The sequence below is a fragment of the Streptomyces sirii genome, from assembly GCF_045690365.1.
In the GTDB taxonomy this organism is placed as follows: domain Bacteria; phylum Actinomycetota; class Actinomycetes; order Streptomycetales; family Streptomycetaceae; genus Streptomyces; species Streptomyces sirii.
Genome location: NZ_CP147982.1, coordinates 8,202,597 through 8,221,633, shown reverse-complemented (window position 1 = coordinate 8,221,633; position 19,037 = coordinate 8,202,597). Strand labels below are relative to the sequence as shown.

Annotated in this window: 14 protein-coding genes and 1 pseudogene; 6 read left to right on the top strand and 9 right to left on the bottom strand. The window is 68.3% G+C overall.

All coding sequences use genetic code 11. The features are described from left to right. Positions 1-127 precede the first annotated feature (127 nt). Positions 128-1,300 (bottom strand): elongation factor Tu, encoded by a 1,173-nt coding sequence (tuf, locus tag WAB15_RS36465; protein ID WP_407288918.1) that lies wholly within the window; start codon positions 1,298-1,300, stop codon positions 128-130. Positions 1,301-1,712: 412 nt separating this feature from the next. Between tuf and WAB15_RS36460 the strand changes: the two genes are divergently transcribed. From WAB15_RS36460 to WAB15_RS36450, 3 genes are all read left to right on the top strand, one after another. After that, positions 1,713-2,489 (top strand): TVP38/TMEM64 family protein, encoded by a 777-nt coding sequence (locus tag WAB15_RS36460; protein WP_399147326.1) that lies wholly within the window; start codon positions 1,713-1,715, stop codon positions 2,487-2,489. 222 nt (positions 2,490-2,711) lie between these two features. Further along, positions 2,712-3,584, top strand: a complete 873-nt coding sequence (locus WAB15_RS36455) for an undecaprenyl-diphosphate phosphatase (RefSeq protein ID WP_399147327.1) — start codon at positions 2,712-2,714, stop codon at positions 3,582-3,584. A gap of 257 nt (positions 3,585-3,841) precedes the next feature. Continuing rightward, complete coding sequence (locus WAB15_RS36450; RefSeq protein WP_399147328.1) at positions 3,842-4,129, top strand: peptidoglycan-binding protein; 288 nt, start codon at positions 3,842-3,844, stop codon at positions 4,127-4,129. A gap of 133 nt (positions 4,130-4,262) precedes the next feature. Here the strand turns inward: WAB15_RS36450 and WAB15_RS36445 are convergent, their stop codons facing one another. From WAB15_RS36445 to WAB15_RS36430, 4 genes are all read right to left on the bottom strand, one after another. After that, a complete protein-coding gene (locus WAB15_RS36445; protein WP_407288917.1) occupies positions 4,263-5,858 on the bottom strand; it encodes an FAD-dependent monooxygenase in 1,596 nt (531 codons plus the stop codon). Positions 5,859-6,093: 235 nt separating this feature from the next. Continuing rightward, on the bottom strand, positions 6,094-6,945 hold the full coding sequence (locus tag WAB15_RS36440) for a serine hydrolase (RefSeq protein WP_407288916.1): 852 nt from the start codon (positions 6,943-6,945) through the stop codon (positions 6,094-6,096). 428 nt (positions 6,946-7,373) lie between these two features. After that, positions 7,374-8,780 carry a VanZ family protein gene (locus WAB15_RS36435; RefSeq protein ID WP_407288915.1) on the bottom strand — a complete coding sequence of 469 codons (1,407 nt, stop codon included), beginning with the start codon at positions 8,778-8,780 and terminating at the stop codon, positions 7,374-7,376. An 813-nt stretch (positions 8,781-9,593) separates the two neighbouring features. Beyond that, a complete protein-coding gene (locus WAB15_RS36430) occupies positions 9,594-10,124 on the bottom strand; it encodes a hypothetical protein (protein WP_399147333.1) in 531 nt (176 codons plus the stop codon). 282 nt (positions 10,125-10,406) lie between these two features. Here WAB15_RS36430 and WAB15_RS36425 point away from each other — a divergent pair, with 282 nt between their 5' ends. The 3 genes and pseudogenes from WAB15_RS36425 (at position 10,407) to WAB15_RS36415 (ending at position 14,026) form a co-directional block, all read left to right on the top strand. Then, the gene (locus WAB15_RS36425) at positions 10,407-11,978 is read left to right on the top strand and encodes a helix-turn-helix domain-containing protein (protein WP_407288914.1); all 1,572 of its coding nucleotides are present in this window, start codon (positions 10,407-10,409) and stop codon (positions 11,976-11,978) included. Continuing rightward, a pseudogene (locus WAB15_RS36420) lies at positions 11,914-13,779 on the top strand (WD40 repeat domain-containing protein); the annotation flags it as partial. The gene WAB15_RS36425 and the pseudogene WAB15_RS36420, both read left to right, overlap by 65 nt. A gap of 61 nt (positions 13,780-13,840) precedes the next feature. Next, positions 13,841-14,026 carry a hypothetical protein gene (locus tag WAB15_RS36415; protein WP_407289353.1) on the top strand — a complete coding sequence of 62 codons (186 nt, stop codon included), beginning with the start codon at positions 13,841-13,843 and terminating at the stop codon, positions 14,024-14,026. Positions 14,027-14,548: 522 nt separating this feature from the next. Here the strand turns inward: WAB15_RS36415 and WAB15_RS36410 are convergent. From WAB15_RS36410 to WAB15_RS36395, 4 genes are all read right to left on the bottom strand, one after another. Further along, positions 14,549-15,946 (bottom strand): alpha/beta hydrolase family protein, encoded by a 1,398-nt coding sequence (locus WAB15_RS36410; RefSeq protein WP_407288913.1) that lies wholly within the window; start codon positions 15,944-15,946, stop codon positions 14,549-14,551. Between the two features lie 509 nt (positions 15,947-16,455). After that, positions 16,456-17,022 carry a hypothetical protein gene (locus tag WAB15_RS36405; protein WP_407288912.1) on the bottom strand — a complete coding sequence of 189 codons (567 nt, stop codon included), beginning with the start codon at positions 17,020-17,022 and terminating at the stop codon, positions 16,456-16,458. A gap of 207 nt (positions 17,023-17,229) precedes the next feature. Continuing rightward, positions 17,230-18,168, bottom strand: a complete 939-nt coding sequence (locus WAB15_RS36400; RefSeq protein ID WP_407288911.1) for an SDR family oxidoreductase — start codon at positions 18,166-18,168, stop codon at positions 17,230-17,232. A gap of 21 nt (positions 18,169-18,189) precedes the next feature. After that, complete coding sequence (locus tag WAB15_RS36395) at positions 18,190-18,999, bottom strand: hypothetical protein (RefSeq protein WP_399147339.1); 810 nt, start codon at positions 18,997-18,999, stop codon at positions 18,190-18,192. Between the last annotated feature and the right edge of the window lie 38 nt (positions 19,000-19,037).

Below are 19,037 nucleotides of genomic sequence, written 5' to 3'. Positions count from 1 at the left end.
CGTCCGCGGCCCGTCATCCGCCGGACCGTGCCGGGCGAGCAGTGTCGCACTCCTCGCGCCCGTGCGACAGCACGGGACCGCGCCCCGCACCTGGCAGGTCGGGGCGCGGCCGCATGTCATGCGGTGCTCACTCCTCCACAGTGCGCACCGTGCCGGCACCGACCGTCCGGCCGCCCTCGCGGATGGCGAAGCCGAGGCCGGCCTCCAGCGGCACGTCCCGGCCCAGTTCGACCGACGCCGTCACCGTCTCACCGGGGCGGGCGACGCCTCGCTCGCCGAGGTCGAGGTCGCCGACCACGTCCGCGGTACGGATGTAGAACTGCGGGCGGTAGCCGCTGGACACCGGCGTACGACGGCCGCCCTCCTCGGTGGAGAGCACATACACCTCGGCGGTGAAACGGCGCCGCGGTGTGACGCTGCCGGGCGCGGCGACCACATGCCCGCGCCGCACCTGGTCCCGGTGCAGACCGCGCAGCAGCAGCGCGACGTTGTCCCCGGCCTGCGCGGACTCCATGGGCTTGCCGAACGTCTCGATCCCGGTGACGGTCGTCTCGGCCTCCGCGCCGAGCACCGCCACCCGGTCGCCGATCCGCACCGTGCCGCGCTCGACGGCCCCGGTGACCACGGTGCCGCGCCCGGTGATGGTCAGCACGTTCTCCACCGGCAGCAGGAACGGCGCGTCGATGTGGCGGCCGGGCATCGGGACGTAGGTGTCCACCGCGTCGAGCAGCGCCTCGATCGCCTCCGTCCAGCGCGGGTCGCCTTCCAGGGCGCGCAGCCCCGAGACCCGTACGACGGGTACGTGCTCCCCGTCGTAGCCGTGGGCACTCAGCAACTCGCGCACCTCCAGCTCGACCAGGTCGGTCAGCTCCGGGTCGCCGGCGTCGGCCTTGTTGAGGGCGACGACGATATGCCGTACGCCCACTTGCTTGGCGAGCAGCACATGCTCGGCGGTCTGCGGCATGATGCCGTCGAGCGCGGAGACCACGAGGATCGCGCCGTCGAGCTGGGCCGCGCCGGTGACCATGTTCTTGATGAAGTCGGCGTGGCCGGGCATGTCGACATGGGCGTAGTGCCGGGTGTCGGTCTCGTACTCGACGTGCGAGATGTTGATGGTGATACCGCGGGCGGCCTCCTCCGGGGCCCGGTCGATCCGGTCGAACGGCACGAAGGTGCCGCTGCCCCGGTCGCTGAGGACTTTGGTGATGGCCGCGGTCAGGGTGGTCTTGCCGTGGTCGACGTGGCCCATGGTGCCGATGTTCAGATGCGGCTTGGTGCGTACGTATGCCGTCTTCGGCATGGTGTTCTTCCTCGCAACGATGCGGTGAGAACGGCGCGTTGGCGCCGTGGGGACCCCTGGGCCGGGCCGACCCTCCCCCTGCGGGGTCCGCCGGACGATCCGGAGAGGGTCAGCTTCGTGCGCCGTCGGTGGCTGCGGCGAGGGCCGCGAGGAAATCGGCGGCAGCCTTCGGCGCATCCGCGACTGCGGACGACAGCGAGAGGAAGGCGTACCGGAACATGCGTCATAGAGTGCCGGGCGGCGGCCCCGACGTCGAACGATTTACTGCGCCGGTGCTCGTCGTCGTGGACGCTTGCCGCTTGGCAGGAGCATGACTCCAGTCGCCCGGGGGCGCTCGGCCGGGAAGCCCCATTTCGGAACCATGCGGACAGGATGCCGCTTCCCCGACAGCCGGGTCGGTTACGCTCCCGGGATGCTCGACCCCGCCGCAACGCCCGACGGCCTCGCCGCGCGCTGCACGCGTGTGCTGTTCTCCCCCTGGGCCCGGCTGGGCCTGCTGCTCACCCTGCTGGCCTGCGCCGCGGCGGCAATGCTGATGTGGCATCCGCAGCGGCTGCTGATCGGCGGCTGGCCCTCGCAGCTGTCCGGCCCGACGGCCTTGATGGCCTTCGTGCTGGCGTACGGGGTGTGCGCCAGCGCCTTCGTCCCGCGCTCGGTCCTCAGCTTCGGCGCGGGCGCACTCTTCGGCAGCGCGATGGGGCCGGTGGCCGCGCTCGCCGGCACGGTGCTGGGCGCGGCGCTGACCTTCGGGCTGGGCCGACTGCTCGGCCAGGACGCGCTGCGCCCGTTGCTGCGGACCCGCTGGCTGACCGCCGCCGACCGACAGTTGAGCGAGCACGGGTTCCGCTCGACGCTGATGCTCCGGCTCTTCCCCGGCCTGCCGTTCTGCGCCACGAACTACTGCGCCGCCGTCTCCCGTGTCGGATGGTTCCCCTATCTGCTCGCGACCGCGCTCGGGAGCATCCCCAACACCACGGCCTACGTGATCGCGGGCGCCCGGGCCTCGACACCCACGTCGCCGGCCTTCGTCCTCTCCATGGCCTTCATCGTCCTCAGCGGGCTGGCCGCGCTGGTGGTGGCCTGGTGCAAACGCAAGTCGCTGCGCGGAGACGAGCCGGAGGCGGCAGCGGGAACCGAAGCGGGTACGAGAGTGCAAGCGCGAGCGGGAGCGGACCAGGCCGGGAACTGACAGGGGTCGATCGCGGGTCCTCATCAGACAGGGCGGGCCCCAACTCACGCACTGTGACTCCTACCACAGCGGGCGAGCACGGTTCCCGCAGGACCCCTTGGTCACCCGGACATCTTCGGACGTTACGCTGCCCCGGTCGGCAACGACCCATGTCCCCCACCGGCGTCCGCTGTCCCCACTCGCGCAGGCAAGCGCTCGATCACCCTTGGATCGCGTAATTCCATGACTTGGTTTGAATCTTTCGTCCTCGGACTCGTCCAAGGGTTGACCGAGTTTCTGCCCATCTCCTCCAGTGCGCATCTCCGCCTGACCGCGGCGTTCGCCGGCTGGCAGGACCCCGGTGCGGCCTTCACCGCGATCACGCAGATCGGCACCGAGGCGGCCGTCATCATCTACTTCCGCAAGGACATCGGGCGGATCATCTCGACATGGTGCCGGTCACTGTTCAACCGTGAGCTGCGCCACAACCACGACGCCCAGATGGGCTGGCTGGTCATCGTCGGCTCGATCCCCATCGGCGTGCTGGGCATCACATTCAAGGACGCCATCGAGGGACCGTTCCGTGATCTGCGCCTGATCGCGACCACCCTGATCGTGATGGGTGTCGTACTCGGCATCGCCGACCGCCTGGCCGCCCGCGACGAGACCGGGGGCAAGCACCGGGCCGTCAAACAGCGCAAGACCCTCACCGACCTCAGCGTCAAGGACGGTCTGCTGTACGGCGTCTGCCAGGCCATGGCACTGATCCCCGGCGTCTCCCGCTCCGGCGCGACCATCAGCGGCGGCCTGCTGATGGGGTACACCCGCGAATCCGCGGCCCGCTATTCCTTCCTGCTCGCCATTCCGGCCGTACTGGCCTCCGGCGTCTTCGAGCTGAAGGACGCCGGCGAGGGCCACGTCTCCTGGGGCCCCACCATCTTCGCCACGATCATCGCCTTCGTGGTCGGCTACGCGGTGATCGCCTGGTTCATGAAGTTCATCTCCAACAAGTCCTTCATGCCCTTCGTCGTCTACCGCATCCTCCTGGGCATAGCCCTGTTCGCCCTGGTCGCGGCAGGAGTACTGGCCCCGAACGCGGGCGAGACGGCGGGCTGAGTTCGGCTCATTCACTGGGAGCCAAAGACCCCGGCGGCAGATCTGCGTTCATCGCGTGCACTTGATGGAGCGGCACCCGTCGGCTCCACGACGCCTTCGTTGCCGAAGTCGACGTCATGCGGCTCGACGAGCGTCCACGCCGGCGGCCGAGCAAGGTGCAGCGATAAGGACCCTCAGGCATCCGCCAGTCGCCTGAACTCACCGAACCGCAAGGGCGTGCAGATGCAGGCCATGGTGGACACGGCTAACTTACAAGTATGAACACATCTGGCTACGTTCCCTTCCCGGGGGCCGAGTGGTTCAAAAGTGAGCCGAACAGCCCGATCATCAGCCTGATGGCAACGCGCCTGGTCGAAGAGGGATGCACCGAATTCGGTCCGGCCGGCCCACCCTCGGCCCACCCTCTCAGTGGACATCACTGGACGACACACCACCGCGACTCCTACGCCAGGTGGCAGCGGAAGCTCGGGTACCAGGGCGCGGACGCGGACGGCTGGCCGGGAGCAACGTCCTGGGCCAAGCTCCGGGTTCCCTATTCGGAGTGAGTCACTCAGCTGCGTCTGCGCCGCACACTGACACCGCCACGAGGTCCTGGCAACGGCGGCGGGTTTCGGGAGGCGATCTCCATGATCGTCTCCTGTTTTTCTCCCCTCACCCGGGGCAACGGCCGCTGGGCGATCAGGGGGACGTCGAGCCGGTGATGGCGGTGAGGGCGTGGTGAAGGGCAGCGTCGCTCGGCGGGTGGTCGCGCCAGCGGGCGGCGATGTGGCCGTCGGGTCGGACGAGCAGTGCTCCGTGCGGGCGGAGGTCGCAGAAGTCGATGTGCTCGCGCGGAAGGGCCTCGACGCCCAGCGGCCAGGGTGCGGCCGCGATGGCTTGTCGCTCCCATCGGGCGGGGTCAGGGGTCAGCAGGGTGAATCGTTCGCCGAAGGTGTCTAGCGTGGAGCTGTTGGGCCTGAGCCAGAGGTGTGGCATGCGATGGCCTGGCTCTGCGGTGGGGACGTAGTCCGTGCCGCTGTCGGGCGGCTCGGGTGGGGTGCCGTCGTCGTTGAGGACGGCGTCGGAGTCGTAGGCGACGCCGAGCACGAGACCCAGTTGGGCGAAATACTCCTCCGACCAAGGTAGTTCGATCCGGTCCGGCGCCGCTTCGGCGCCTTGGAGCTGGTCGCGGCGCCGGTTCTGCACCTGGAGCAAAAGCTGGGTGTTGGCCACTGCTTGGCGGAGAGTCCTGTCGGCGACCGGATGTCGTTCCGTCTCGTACGTCTCCAACAGGCTCGGTCCAGCCCACCCGTGGAGAACGCCCGCCAGCTTCCAGCACAGGTTGTGCGCATCGGCGACGCCCGCGTTCATGCCCAGGCCGCCGATGATGGGGATCGCGTGCGCGGCATCGCCGGCCAGCAGGATCCGGCCGTGGTGGAGGCGTTCGGCGACGAACGCGTTCATCACCCAGTGCTGCACCCGCAGCACCTCGGCCCGTACCTCGGCACTGGGGCCGAGGGCCCGCGAGACGAGACCGGGCCAGTCGGCGCGCGCCGGGTCTTCGGGTGTGGGGGCAAACCAGGCCCAGCCTCCTTCCGGGTAGAGCGGGAGGAACGAACCGTGCGCGGTGAAGTAGACCCCGGCGGGCTGGCGGGCACACCAGCGGTTGAGATCGGCGTCGAAGACGACGGTGGTGACACCCCCCAACGCTCCGGGGCCCATGGTGTCGATTCCCCGTAATTGCCGGACGGTGGAGTTCGCGCCGTCAGCGGCGAGCACGTAGCGGGCACGGACCCGAGTTTCGTCACCGTTGTCACGGTCGACGAGCAGAGCCACGACGCTGTCGGTTTCCTCCGTCAGGTCGATCAGCTCGACCCCGAACCGCACCGGTGCGTCCGCTGCGGCGAGCAGGGTGGGCTCCAACCGGTCCTGCGAGGTGACCACACCGAGCACGGGGCTCTCGGGTACCGGTGCATTGATCCCGACCATCGCCGCAGTGGCGAAGTCCCGGTCGTACAGGGTGTCGCGAAAGCGGATGCGGCCGTACTCCGGCGCGAACGCGGCCGCCGTGATCCTGGTGGCCAGCCCGAGCTGGCGAAAGATCTCCATCGAGCGCACGTTGACCAGCCGGGACCGCGGAAAGGGCGACAACCGGCGATGTTTCTCGACCAGCAACACCCGCACACCCCAGCGTTCCAGCAGCGCCCGGGCGGTGAGCCCGACGGGCCCACCACCGACGATCAGCACCTCCGTGTCGACGTTCGCCAAGGGCATGTCGAAGTTCTGAACCGCCATGAGGCCCATCATCCGCACACGGCGGCCATCGGCAACGTCCGCGCGGCGGCGTACGCCCGAACATGCCCGGATAGACGCACGGCGGCCATTCCCTTCCTTCGCTCACCTCGGCCGGTGGCGAGGTCGGCAACACACGCGTCGTCGAGATTGCAGGGCAGCGACAGAGGCATACACCGACACGCGGCCCCAGCAGGGATGCCGCCCCCCGGGCGGGACCCGGGGCAGCGAGCGTCAGCTACTGACCGTGCACTGGGACCAGCGAGCCGTCGGAGGTAGTCGGCACATTCTGGCTGCGGGCGACCGAGTGTGAGTGGGTGGAGCCGCCGTTGAGGTCGGCGTGCACCTTACGAGCGATACTCTCTATCGCCTTCACGCTGGTAGGCATGCTGCCGTGGTCGGCGGTGAGGACGGCGAGTCCGTAGTCGTGTCCCTCTCCGGTGAACGCGCCGACGCTGTGCACCCGCCACCCGCTGCTGGTGCGTTGCAGCCACCCGTTCTTGAGATGGACCGTCGCCCCGCTCGGCGCGCCGGCGGACACGCCCCAACGCTGGGACGAGATCACCCGGCTCATCAGATCCAGCGCGATTGCACGCGAGTGCTTGTTCAGGACGGCGTTGTTGGACGTGAAGAGCTTCATCAGTGTGAGCTGATCGGTCGCATTGACCTGGGTGAGGCCCCAGTAGCCCTTCTCGTCGGGGGCCGTGTGTTTCATGCCCGCCAGTCGCAGGAACGCCTTGATCCGGCCGAGTCCGAGCTGTTTCCACAGAGCGGTGGTGGCGTCGTTGTCCGACTTCGTGATCATTTTCGTGGCGAGCGCGCGCTGGGTTGAGGTCAGTTCGCGGTTCTCGTCCTGGGCCTGCCGCAGGAGCGTACCCAGGACAATTGTCTTGACGACGCTCGCGGAGTCGTACTGCCGGTCCGCGTCATATGTGCACTGCGTTCCGGTGGTGCGGTCGTACAGGGCGACCGAGGTGTGGCTCTTCGCCCCGGTGTCCGCCACCGCCGCCCTGATGTCCTTGGTGAGTCGGTCGGCGAGACCGGCTTTGGCGGAGGTACAGACGACCCGGGAAAGCGACCGGTCGGCCACACCCGTCGAGGACGCACTCGCCGGTGCGGCTGCTGCCCCGAGGACGGCGCCGGCTGTTACGACAAGAAGTGCCACAGCCCCCGAACTTCGGAAACGCCGAGGTATTGCAGGTAGTGCAGGTATTGCAGGTATTCGCGAAGACACGTCGTGCTTTCTGTTCGCTGTCACGTACTCGCGCTGCACTCGAATCGCGCTGCGCGCTCGGGAATGAGGGATTAGGTCACGCCGATGCCGGCATGTATAGCCGCAACCTGACGTGGTGTGATGAGTCCGCGGCCCGCCGGCTCGGCGGTCTCGGTGAGCCGTTGCTCAGCGTCAGCGATGCTCCGGACTTTCGCATGGCCAGGCAACCTGCTTTCTGTTGATGGAATATGTGGAATTCAGCTGTTGGAGAGCGGGTGATGGACAGACGCCATGAGGTTTCCTTCTCACGGCTGATCGTTGGTTGTGGTCTCCACATCGCCCTCCGCCGGGTCGTCCAGTTTCTCCTTCTGACTGGCGCGGGGGTCAACCTTGCCGGTGGTGGCGTCCACATAGACGGGCGGCATTTGCACGGACGGGTCATCTGCGGCGAAGGCCGTCAGCCATTGGATCCGCCACTTGCCGTCACGCTGAACAGCCAGCAGTTCACTATCAGCGGGGCGGATTCCCTTCGCCTGTGCGGGACGTTCCAAGGAATCAAGCGCTGTCTGCTCGGCCTGTTCCTTCTTCACCTTCAAGGGAGGGAGTCCGCTGGGGTCTTCTGCAGTGCGAGCGAGAAGTTGGGACACCCGGCCGGCAGTATTGATCTGAACATCCAGCCGCATGGGCATCAAGACCCCTGAGCCGGCGCGCCGTCTCCAGCTCACCATCCATCCGAGTTCGGCCTTGTCGCCGACGGGGTAGACCTGCGGCTTAGCTGCGCGCAGTTCTTTGGGGAAGTGGGCTTCGGCGTAGGTACGGGCGATGCGCAGGGCGTCTTGTTCACCCCTGGGCGCGTTGCCGACTCCGGGAACCGGGTAGCTCGCCGACGTGGTCTCGTTGGAGTTCTCCAGGCTGACCGTGAGCTGGTCGGCGTCGGGCCAGGAGAGTTCGGCGAACCCCTGGTCCAGGGTGATGAGCAACTTGTCGGGAACGTCGTCCACTCCGGACTGAAGCTGCACATTACTGATGGCGTATCGGTCACCGAACGCCTTGTGTATGACCTTCTTCGCCGCCGCCTTCTCCTTGCTTCCGGTGAATTGCAAGCTGGTGGCATCCACTGAAATCAAGGTCACCCACGCCGTGCAGACAACACCGGCGACGAGCAGGGCCACCCCAGCGGCGATTGCGCTGCCCCGCGCATGCGTCCGAGCTGGGGCGACCCGGAACTTGGCCAAGTGCAAGATCCCCCACGAGGCCAAGGCGCCGATGATGCCGCCGAGGGCGTTCATCTGGAGGTCGCTGCTGTCGCACCCCCGGCTGACACCGGGCAGCAGGGTCTGCAGCAACTCCGTCGCCAGGGAGAGCAGCACGCTACCGACCAGCACGGGCAAAAGCGTCCGCAGGGCCATCAGCCCAAGGCAGCCGATCGGAAGAAAGAGCAGAAGGTTCAACAACCCCTGCTGCGTGGCGAACGGTTCGGCGAGGTCGCGGTTGATGACGCACATGCTCGACGCGCCCGAGGCTTCTCCCCCGCTCGGCAGGAAGAGAGTCACAGCCAACTCGGCGCCGACGGAAGCTCCGAGGGCCGCGAAGCACCACGGTCGCCCCAAGGTGCGTTTTGCGAGGAGGAAGCAGATCGCAGCCACGGCGAGCACAGCGGCGGACGCGATGACGATGAAGTCTGTCTGACCTTTGAATATGGCAGTAAACACGAAGGACAGCGTCCCAATGCTGAAGAGAACAAAAGGTTGATGCCCTGGCCCGCAGGACCACATCCTTCAGGCCAGGGAACACATGTCAGTGGGTGCAGTCGGCCGGCGGCGTCTGGAAAGTCTGCTGGCCCTCTACATGCAACATCCCGATAGAGGCGGAACAGTACGAAACACCACTCCAGGAGCTGGTCTTGGTCGTTCCACTGCTCTGACCGAACCAGCCACCCCAGTGGTTGGATCCATTGACGCTGTAGCCCAAGCGCGCCCTGATGCTCGATCCCCCGCTCTTCTTGTACCAGGTCGATGCCCTGTCATTGGTGTACTTCCGGTGGAACAATGCCCCACTATCGAGCGAAGTGCACGTGTAGTTGCGGTCAAGCCGACCGTCGCCCGGGCATCCTGCCGCGTAGGCGACCGCATGCCGCTGAGAGGTGGTCGGCGCTGCATGAGCGGTAGTTGCCGTACTGGCTGCAACGAGGGCCATCCCAGCCACCAGGGTGGTGCGTGCGAACTGCGTTATTTTCATGGTGAGTTGTCTCCTCTAGTGAACATGGTTGGTCGCTTCAGAGCGGGTCGCCACCACGAAAGGCCCCAGCAATGAGTTCACTCGTGGCTGTGGAGGGCCTGAAGCGCCGGGTCGGTGACGCCGACACCCTGGGCAGCTACCTCCCCCGTGGGTAGCTGTCCAGGGTGCGGAGGGTCGCCGACATGGGGCGACGACCGTGGAGGCCGGCACTGGGGCGTCGTCGCCTACCGGAACCGGCGAGGCCGGTGGGCGAGGGAAGCCCCAAGAGCTTCGCCCCGTTCAGTCGTTCAGTTCTGCGCGGTTCCGGTCAGGCCTTCGAGCTCCAATACGTTGCCCTTATAGGCCAGAGCGTTGAAGTTGATACGCCGGTTCTCCTTCAGCTCCCCGGAGAAGTCGCAAGCCGTCCAGCCCGCGTCACCGCCCTTGAAGTCCCTGCAGTCGAAGACGGTCTGCGGGTTGCCCGCGTACATGACCCGCATGTAGATGCTCATTCCGTCGGCCCGCATGTCCTTGACGTAGAACTTGTCGCCGTTCGGATCGAAGCACACCTTGCCATGGGTCTTCCTGCCGCCCTCCGAGTAGACGAAGGTGCAGCGAACCGTCCGGCTCGGCTTCGGCACACCGGCGTCGGCCACGTTCTTGGCGTTCTTGACGTAGGTGGCCCATCCCTGACGGTGGGCATCTCCGGCGTGCTGCGCCGCAGCCGTGGAGGTCGAGGCGGCGGTGGGAGCCGAGGCGGCGTGCGCCGTGTCCGCCAGGCCGCCCAGGCCCAGCAGGGCGGCGGTGGCGACGGCTGTGGCAGTGCGTCGGAATGGCAAAGGAGTCCCCCAGGTCGTGGATGGTGCTGCGGCTGGCTGTGCCGTCGGTTGCCCGGCTGGCTGATCGGGCGGCCCGACGTCATCTAGTTCACGGGCCGCCGAGTTGATTCGCACCCCGCCTGACCTGCAGGAATCAATTCGTCATGCGCCGCCCCGTGGAGCGGCCCACTGTTTGCGGGTGGGGTGAGCTGGTCTTTAGGGTGACGAAGCGAATGGGGACGATGAGGGGGAGTGTGTCGCGTGGGTCGTCCGGAGAAGGCCCTCGATCCGCAAGATGGTCCGGTGCAGCGATTGGCCTACGAGCTGCGCAAGCTCCGTGGCGGGGCCGGTGGGCCGGGATACCGGGCCATGGCCCGGCGGGCCGGGTTCTCGGCGGCAGCCCTGTCGAAGGCGGCAGCCGGTGAGCGGCTGCCGAGCCTGCCGGTGCTCTTGGCCTACGTACGTGCCTGCGGGGGCGACGGGGAGGAGTGGCAACACCGCTGGGAGCAGGTGAACGAGGAGCTCTCCGCGCAGCCGCGCCCGGACGAGGAGGACGGCGAACCGCCGTATCGAGGGTTGGCGCGCTTCGAGCCAGGGGACGCGGAACTGTTCTTCGGTCGCGGGGAGGTGACGAGGCGGCTGGAGGAGATGGCCCGTCGGCATCGGGTCAGCGCGGTGGTGGGTGCGTCAGGAAGCGGCAAGTCCTCCCTGCTGCGCGCCGGTCTCATACCCCAGCTGCGCCGTGTCGATCAGGAGGCTGCCCAGATGCCGTCCGCGGTGCGGGTACTGACCCCCGGCGCGCATCCGATGGAGCACACCGATCGGCTCAAGCCGGCCGACGGCCCCGGAGACACCTGGCTGCTGGTGGATCAGTTCGAGGAGCTGTTCACCCTGTGCACCGACCCCGGCGAACGCGAGGTCTTCCTGGAGTGGCTATTGGCCGCCCGGGAGGACAGCAGCCGCCTGCGGGTCGTTCTTGCCCTTCGTGCCGACTTCTTTGGCCGGTGCGCCGAACACCCAGCCCTGACCGCGGCGCTCAACGACGCCACCCTCCTGGTCGGCCCGATGAACTCGGAGGAACTACGTGCAGCCATCGTGCGGCCAGCCGGAGCCTGTGGCCTGAACGTGGAACGTGAGCTGACCGGCCGGATCCTCGAAGAGGTCGCGGACGAGCCCGGTGCGCTGCCGTTGATGTCCCACGCCCTGATGGAGACCTGGCGCCGCCGACGCGGACGGACCCTGACCAGGCAGGCCTACGAGGCGGCCGGCGGCCTGCATGGTGCCATCGCCCGCACCGCCGAGGACGCCTACCACCAGCTCACCCCCGCCCAGGCCGTCCTCGCCCGCCGCATCCTGCTGCGCCTGATAGCCCCCGGCAGCGGCACCCAGGACACCCACCGACCCACACCCCACGCCGAGTTCGCGACCATCGACACCACCGCCGGGTCGGGTATCGATGCCGACACCCATGCCGTCATCAACCGCCTCGCCAGCAGCCGCCTCCTCAGCCTCGACGACGGACACGTCCGCCTCGCTCACGAAGCCCTCATCACCGCCTGGCCCCGGCTCCACGGCTGGATCAACGACGAACGCGACCGCCTCCGCCTACACCGCCGGCTCACCCGCGACGCCACCACCTGGCACGAACTCGACCGCGACCCCGGAACCCTCTACCGCGGCACCCGACTGGCACCCAAGCCCAAGACACCTTCACCGGCCCACACCACAACGAACTCAACGCCCACGGGAGCGGGACTTCCTCCGCGCAGGTTCCCGGATCGAGCGGTCGCGGCGCAGGCGCGCCCGCGGGATGACGGCAACGCTCGCGGTGCTCCTCGTCCTCGCCTTGGGCGCAGCCGTCACCGCCTACCATAAAGCCGACGACGCCGACCGGCAGCGCCTCCTCGCCCAGTCTCGGCAGCGGGCTGTGCAGTCCAGTGACCTTCTTCGGGACGATCCCGAAGCGGCCGCGCTGGTAGCGCTGGACAGCTACCAAATGGCGCATAGTGTGGAGGCCCGGGGCAGCCTGCTCAGCGCCTCCGCCGCCTACCACGCCAATCAGCTCACCGGTCACACCGCCCCGGTGGGCGCGATGGCATACTCGCCCGACGGGCAGACGCTGGCCACCGCCAGCAATGACCACACGGTCAAGCTGTGGGATGCAGCGTCACACCGGATGCTCGCCACCCTTGCCGGCCACACCTCCAGCGTCTATGCAGTTGCCTTCAGCCCCGACGGCCGGACCCTGGCCACTGCCGGTGAGGACCGCACCGTGCGTTTATGGGATCTGGCGTCCCGCCACACCAGAGCGCTCCTCACCGGACATGTGGGTTCCGTGTGGTCTTTGTCGTTCTCGCCCGACGGCCGGACCCTGGCGACGGGAAGCTGGGATCGCACTGTCCGCCTCTGGTCGGTTGCATCCCGACGAACAATCGCCACTCTCAGGGGTCATACCAGCAACGTGATGAGGGTGGCCTTCTCTGCAGACGGCCACACACTGGCAACCGCCGCCAACGACCACACAGTCAAGCTGTGGGACACCACCCAACGCCGTTTGCTCACCACCCTGCCCCTCCCCAGCGGTATCGAGCTGTCCTATGCGATCGCCTTCAGCCCCGATGGTCGGACCCTGGCCACCGCTGGCGGTGGCCGCACCGTCCAGCTCTGGGACACTGCCTCCCGCCGCATCACAGCCGAACTCGCCGGGCACAAAAACAAGGTGGTTGACCTGGCATTCGTCCCGAACGGCCGCAGCCTGGCCACGGTGGAAGAGGGTGGCGCGGTGCAACTGCGCAAGCTCTCCTCCCAACGGCCCACCACCAGGGTCATTGAGCACGCAGACGCGATGAACGCGCTGGCGCTCTCCCCGGACGGCCGAACACTCGCCGCCTCCGGTGGACAAGCCGGCTCGGTGCGCCTGTGGGATCTGGCATCCGGCCGTCCGAAGGCCGCGTTGCCCAGCCTCACAGACAAACGCACGTCAGTAACGTTCTCACCAGACGGCCGAACCGTGGCCACCGATGATGGCTCGGTCACTTTGTGGCAGGCCCGGCCCCCTCGGCAGCTGACCACGCTCGCTGCCCCTGCCGAGTCGGCACGGAAGTTGGCGTTCACTCCCGACGGGCGCACGCTCGCCACTGCGCACACCGACCACACGGTAAGGCTGTGGAATGTGCGAACAGGCCGGCCGACAGCCACGCTCAAAGGTCACACCACAGACATCACAGCACTGGCCATGTCGGCAGACGGAAACACCCTGGCCGCCGTCGCCGGCAACGGCACGGTCCACCTGTGGAACACGGCGACGCACCAAACCACAGCAGTCCTGAGAGGCCATGACGGATCGGCTGCCTCCCTCGCCTTCTCCCCCGACAGCCGCACACTGGCCGTCACCGGCAACGGCGTAGGCGACGACGGTGTTGTGGAGCTATGGGACCTGGTATCGAACCGGCTCACCGGTACATTGCCCACACGCGCACAAGGCATCCTCACCGCCGCCTTCTCACCTGACGGCACACAACTCGTCACTGCTGGAATAGACCACGTCGTACGCCTGTGGGACGTAAAGTCCCGCCGGGCCACTGCTACCTTCGCCGGCCACTCCGGTACCGTCCTGGCCGTCGCCTTCAGCCCCGACGGCCGCACCCTCGTCAGCGCCGGCTACGACAAGACCGTGCGCCTATGGGACGTCACATCACACCTGACAACCGCCGTCCTCACCGGCCATACCGAAGCCGGTGTCATCGGTGTCCTTCAGTTCAGACGGCCGCACCTTGGCCACCGGCAGCTACGACGGATCCGTACGGCTCTGGGACACCGACGCGGAGGCCACCGCCACCCGCCTCTGCGCCCTCGCCCGCGCCAATCACTGGACACGTTTCCACCGGAATCTTCCCCCGGGCGCACCCGAATCCCCCTGCTGACGGGGCCCTCACGCCGAGGCCACGACCTCCCCGGTCGTGACCTGGGGCGGGTTGGGGAGCAGCGACGCGAGCTGGTCCCGCACGAAGTCCACCGCTCTGGAGACCGATTCCTCGGCGCCGGCCTGGTCGCGGAAGACGCTGGTCGAGACCATGACTCCGTTCCCGGCGTCGATCCAGTAGTAGGCCACGAAGCCGGGGACTTCGCGCATGAGCGGTACGAACCCCTCGTTGACGCGGCGTCCCGCCTCGGCTGGATCGGTAACCCCTTCGTACCGTCGGACTGCTGCGTACATGGCCGATCTCCTCGTGCGGGTTCCGGGACGTGACGGGTGGAACGGGGACGTGATTGCTGGAACGCCGTACCCCTGTGGCGGCCGCCCAGCTCGTGCGGGGTCCGGAAATCACCTGAAGGGCCGTCTTCGGTGGTCCGAACGGCGTGCTGGATCGGTGCTGTCATCGTTGGTTGTTCCGGTGCCAACGGACTCCTGTCTGCGGCCCCTGCCTGCCATCAGCTGTGTGCGGTCAGCGCCCCGGCAGCGTCTCCTGCAACCAGTCGAAGACGATGTCGCAGTGCTGCTGCGGGGCCATCGGGGAGCAGTGCAGCTGCGCGCCGGTGGCCGCGGTGAGCTTCACGTAGTCCTTGGGGGAGGTCAGCTGGTCGAACATCCGGCGCGGCTGTCCCGGATAGAACTGCTCGTCCTCGTAGTCAAGGACCAGCATGGGCATCATGATACGGCCCACGACGCCGGTGATGGTCAGTGACTCGACGCGCTTGGCGGGGGTGTAGAAGTCGGTGAAGAGCTTGCCCTGGCGGGCGGCGAGCATCGCGGGGACGGAGAAGGGCTCGAAGCGCTTCTTCAGCGTCGCGGCGTCGGCCGGGGGCAGCTCGGGGGCGACCTCCTTGTTCCAGATGTCGTTGGTCTCCGCCTTGCTCGGGGTGAGGATCTTCCGGACCTCCGGCGGGAAGCCCAGCCAGGGTTCCAGGCATCCCGGCATCGCCACCAGGGCGGCGATCCGCTTCTCGAAGGCCGCGGCCCGCGGGGCCAGGTCACCGCCCATGCTCAGCCCGGTCAGGGCGATCCGGGCGTCGTCCACGTCGGAGCGGGCGACCAGCCAGTCGACGAGCGGCGTGACCACCGTCTCCCAGCGCGGCGTGAAGACCACCCGGTTCACGAAGAGCAGCTGTCCCTGGCCCGGTCCGTCGTACACCAGGGCGTTCCAGCCGCGCTCCAGGGCGGCCGAGACACCATAGGCCCACATGTCGACGTCCTGTCCGTCGCTGCCGTTCGTGAGGATCACGGTGGGGCGCCGCGTGCCGGAGTCGTCCGGGCGGAAGAACCACACCGGCAGCGGGGTCGTGCCGTACGGAACGTTCGCCGTCACCGGCGCCGGGTCGCACAGCTTGCAGAACGTGTCCCAGGCGCCGCGCCCGTCCCTGTAGAGCCGCTCCTCGCTGCCGGGGTCGTCGGAGCCGAGCACGAAGAACAGCGCCTGGGCGTAGTACTGAGCGGCTCGCAGCGCACGGAAGCGCCGGGTCTGCCGGTCGGGCTCGCTGTCCTCGGGGGCCCGCATCAGCTGGTCGCCGAGCTTCTTGAAGGTCTCGACGTACGTCTGCGCCGACAGGCCGGCCTTGTTGATGGTGTTGACGGCGGTGAGCACCTCGCCCACCTCACTTCCGCTGGACCCGGCCCCGCCGAGGGTCCACAGGGCGCTGAAGTTGTACGCCGGGTCCTCGAAGAGCGTCATCACCCCGGGCGTGGCGCCGGCCGCCGACGCCGAAGGGCCGGCGGTGGGGCCCTGTGCGGAGCTGCTGTCCATGGGCATGCAACCGGCAGTCAGCGCGATCCCGGCGCCGCCGACGAGCCCGGTGAGCGCGGTGCGCCGGCTCAGGCCGGAGGCGTCCTGCGATACGTGCGTCATGCCAGCTGACGGTAGGAGCTGCGCCACCCGCACCTTCCGGCACGACACAGCCCGTTCCCCCGAACGGGCAGGCCCGGGGACGAACGGGCAAGCCTGGCCACGTCCGATCAGCGATCACGTGCCGCAATACGGTCGGCGATGACGTTCCGCAATACGGTCGGCGAGCACGGCAAGGGGCACGGTGGCGGCCCAGCTGTAGATCGCAGCCAGGGGCGAGACCGTTGCGATCCCCACCGACAGCAGAAACACGACGGCAGGAACCGGTCGCCGTAGTTCTCCAGGACCTGGGTGGGGAACGGGATCAAGGACACCAGCACCAGGAATGCCACATTGAGCCAGAACAGGGCCGGGTCGAGCGCCCCCGCGTTCCGCAGTGCCGCCCTGCCGCCGCTCGCCTTCGTTCATGGCACCGTCGTAGCACCCACCCCACCCGGGCAACGGCAACCGGGCACGTGTCGTCCGCGTCCTGGAACCGGCGGCCTGACGGGTCGGCGCGCCCGCGGCGTGTGTCAGTGGCCGTAGGGCGGTTCGAAACAGCCCGTCTCCATGTACGGCCCGTTGACCTGGACCTGATAGTTGGTCTTCTGCACGAACGCGGTCACGCAGGCGTCCTTGTGGACGTGGAGGCCGATCCGGGCGCCTTCGGGGGTGACGTAGTGGTCGCTCTCGAAGCGGGCGCTCATGCCCCGCACTTCGAGCTTCCCGCCGAGTTGCTCCCCCTTGGGGCCGGTGCGCAGTTCCTCGTACCCGAGGGCGAGCAGGGCGGTGCGGACGCTCTTGGGGTCCCACTTCCGCTGCTTCCAGAGCCGTTTGAGTACGGGCTCGATGCGGTCGGCTTCCTTTCGAGCGTCCTTCTCGCCGGCAGGGGACATCTCCCCGGAGCGGCGGTAGGCGTTGTTGTCGCCGTAGTGCGGGGCTCCGTCGTGGGCTCCGGGTTCCACGTAGGGGGACGCACCGGCATCGGACGGGCTGGGAGTGGAGCTGGGAGAACCGGGGGCGGAACTGGGGGTCGATCCCGGGGCGCCGGCCGCGACGCGTTGCTGGCCGCAGGCGGTCAGCGGCAGGGCGGCGCTCACCAGCAGTAAGGCGGTAGCGAGGTGTCTTCGCCGTCGAGGCGTTGATATGAGCATGCGGGTTACTCTGCCACGGCGGGCCCTTCTGTATCGGGCTACCGCCGTCAGAGCGCTTCAGCGAGGTGTGCGGTGACCAGTACCGCACCGCGGGGTGAGCCTCGGCCCCGCGCCTCTATGGAAGTGACCGCGGCGCCCTTGCCAGGGCTCCGGTCAGCGGTAGCCGGTGTCGTCGGCGGGGAGGCCGCGGGACTGGACCTCGTCGAGGTAGCGCCAGCAGTCCGGCTGGGTGCCGTCGGTGTCGGTGAAGCCGTAGAGGGGGGCGAGTCGGCCGCTGGAGACGACCTTGCCGCTCCAGCGGGCGACGTCCGGATCGGCGGCGAGTGCGGTCACCGCCCGCGCCACGTAGACCGGGGACTCGGAGATACAGAAGTGCGGCACATCGGCGGTCGCGTCGCGCCAGTTGTCCTCGGTGACGCCGAAGGCCTCCAGCATGTGCTCCGAGCGGAGCCAGCCGGGGGTCACGGCGACAGCAAAGGCCCGGTGCGGGGCGAGTTCATGGCTCTGGGCGAGGGTCATGCGCTGCACGGCGGCCTTGACCAGGTCGTAGTAGAAGCCCTCGTGGTGGCGGTAGGCGGCGTTGTACTCCGCGGTCCCGTCGGTCATTTCGACGACCAGGCCGCCGGGGCGGCGGATGAGCAGCGGCAGCGCGTGGTGGCTGGTGATCGCGTGGGTGTCGATGCCCATGCGCAGTATGCGCAGCCCACCGGCGAGGTCGTGCTCCCAGAGAGTGGTGCCGAACTGGGCGTATCTGTCGCCGCCGAAGATGTCGTTGACCAGGAGGTCGAGACGGCCGTGGTCGCGGTCGATGCGCCGGACGAGGTCGCCGACCTGGTCGCTGTCGAGGTGGTCCACCCGCAGGGCCGTACCGGAACCGCCGGCCGCGACGATCAGGTCACCGGTCTCCTCGATGGTCTCGGGCCGGTTGATCTCCGACCGTCCCGCGGTCCGGCTGCTGCGCCCGGTGGCGTAGACGAAGGCACCCGCGCGGGCGAGTTCCACCGCGATGGCGCGTCCGGCCCCCCGGGTGGCGCCGGCCACCAGCGCCACTCTCCCGTCCAGCGTGCCCGCCGGAGCTTCGTCGTTCGTCATGGGTCAGTCGTTCGTCACGGGTCAAGAACTGAGGTGGTATTGGGCCCAGGGCTGATGCGCGGGTGCGGCCTCCTCGTGCGGGGGTGCGATGGAGCCCCAGGGGGCGAGGGCGTTGTCCCATTCGGAGGCGAGGGCGGTCACGTCGGGGACGCACTCGGTCGAGGGCATCGTGCCGGTGTGCCAGGCCGACGCCATCTGGTGCGCCGAGGGCGCGGCGTTCCAGGCGGCCGTCTGCTGTGCGGGAATGGTGTACTCGCCTTCATGGACATCTCCGGGGCCGCGCCGGTGGCGTCCCGCATGGGATTCCGCCGGGCCTGGATAGAACCGCCCCTGGGCGGACAGTTGTTGGGCACGGGTAACCAGGCGCGTGAGGTCGATCCCGAATTCGGAGGCGAGTTCCCGCAGATCCACACCGGTCTGCCAGCTGCCGATGAGGACCGCGTCCATCGCCGGGGACCAGTTCTGGTCGGACATGCCCATCGTGCCGCTGCCGGTACCGTCGCGGGACGAACCGGTGGAGCGGGTTCCGGCGGACGGGTTCTGAAGGAGTGGCTCGGCCGAGGCATCGGGCGCGGGGGGCACGTCGTCCGGCTCGCTGTGCGGTGTGGCGGCAGGCGAGGAGGCGGCCAGCAGCTTTTCGGCGACGGCACGGGCATCGTCCTTGCCCACGGTGCGCCGGGCGATCCGCACTTCCCGCTCGTTCAAACCGAACAGACCGGCCACCGCGCCGGTACTGCCCACCGTCACCGCGAACGCCGCCAAAACCCGTGACCGGTCGGCCTGCGCCTCGTCGAGCCTGGCCTGCGCCTCCCGCACGCGCTCGTCACCCAAGCAAAACGCTTCCGCCAGAACGGCATTGCGGTCCCACA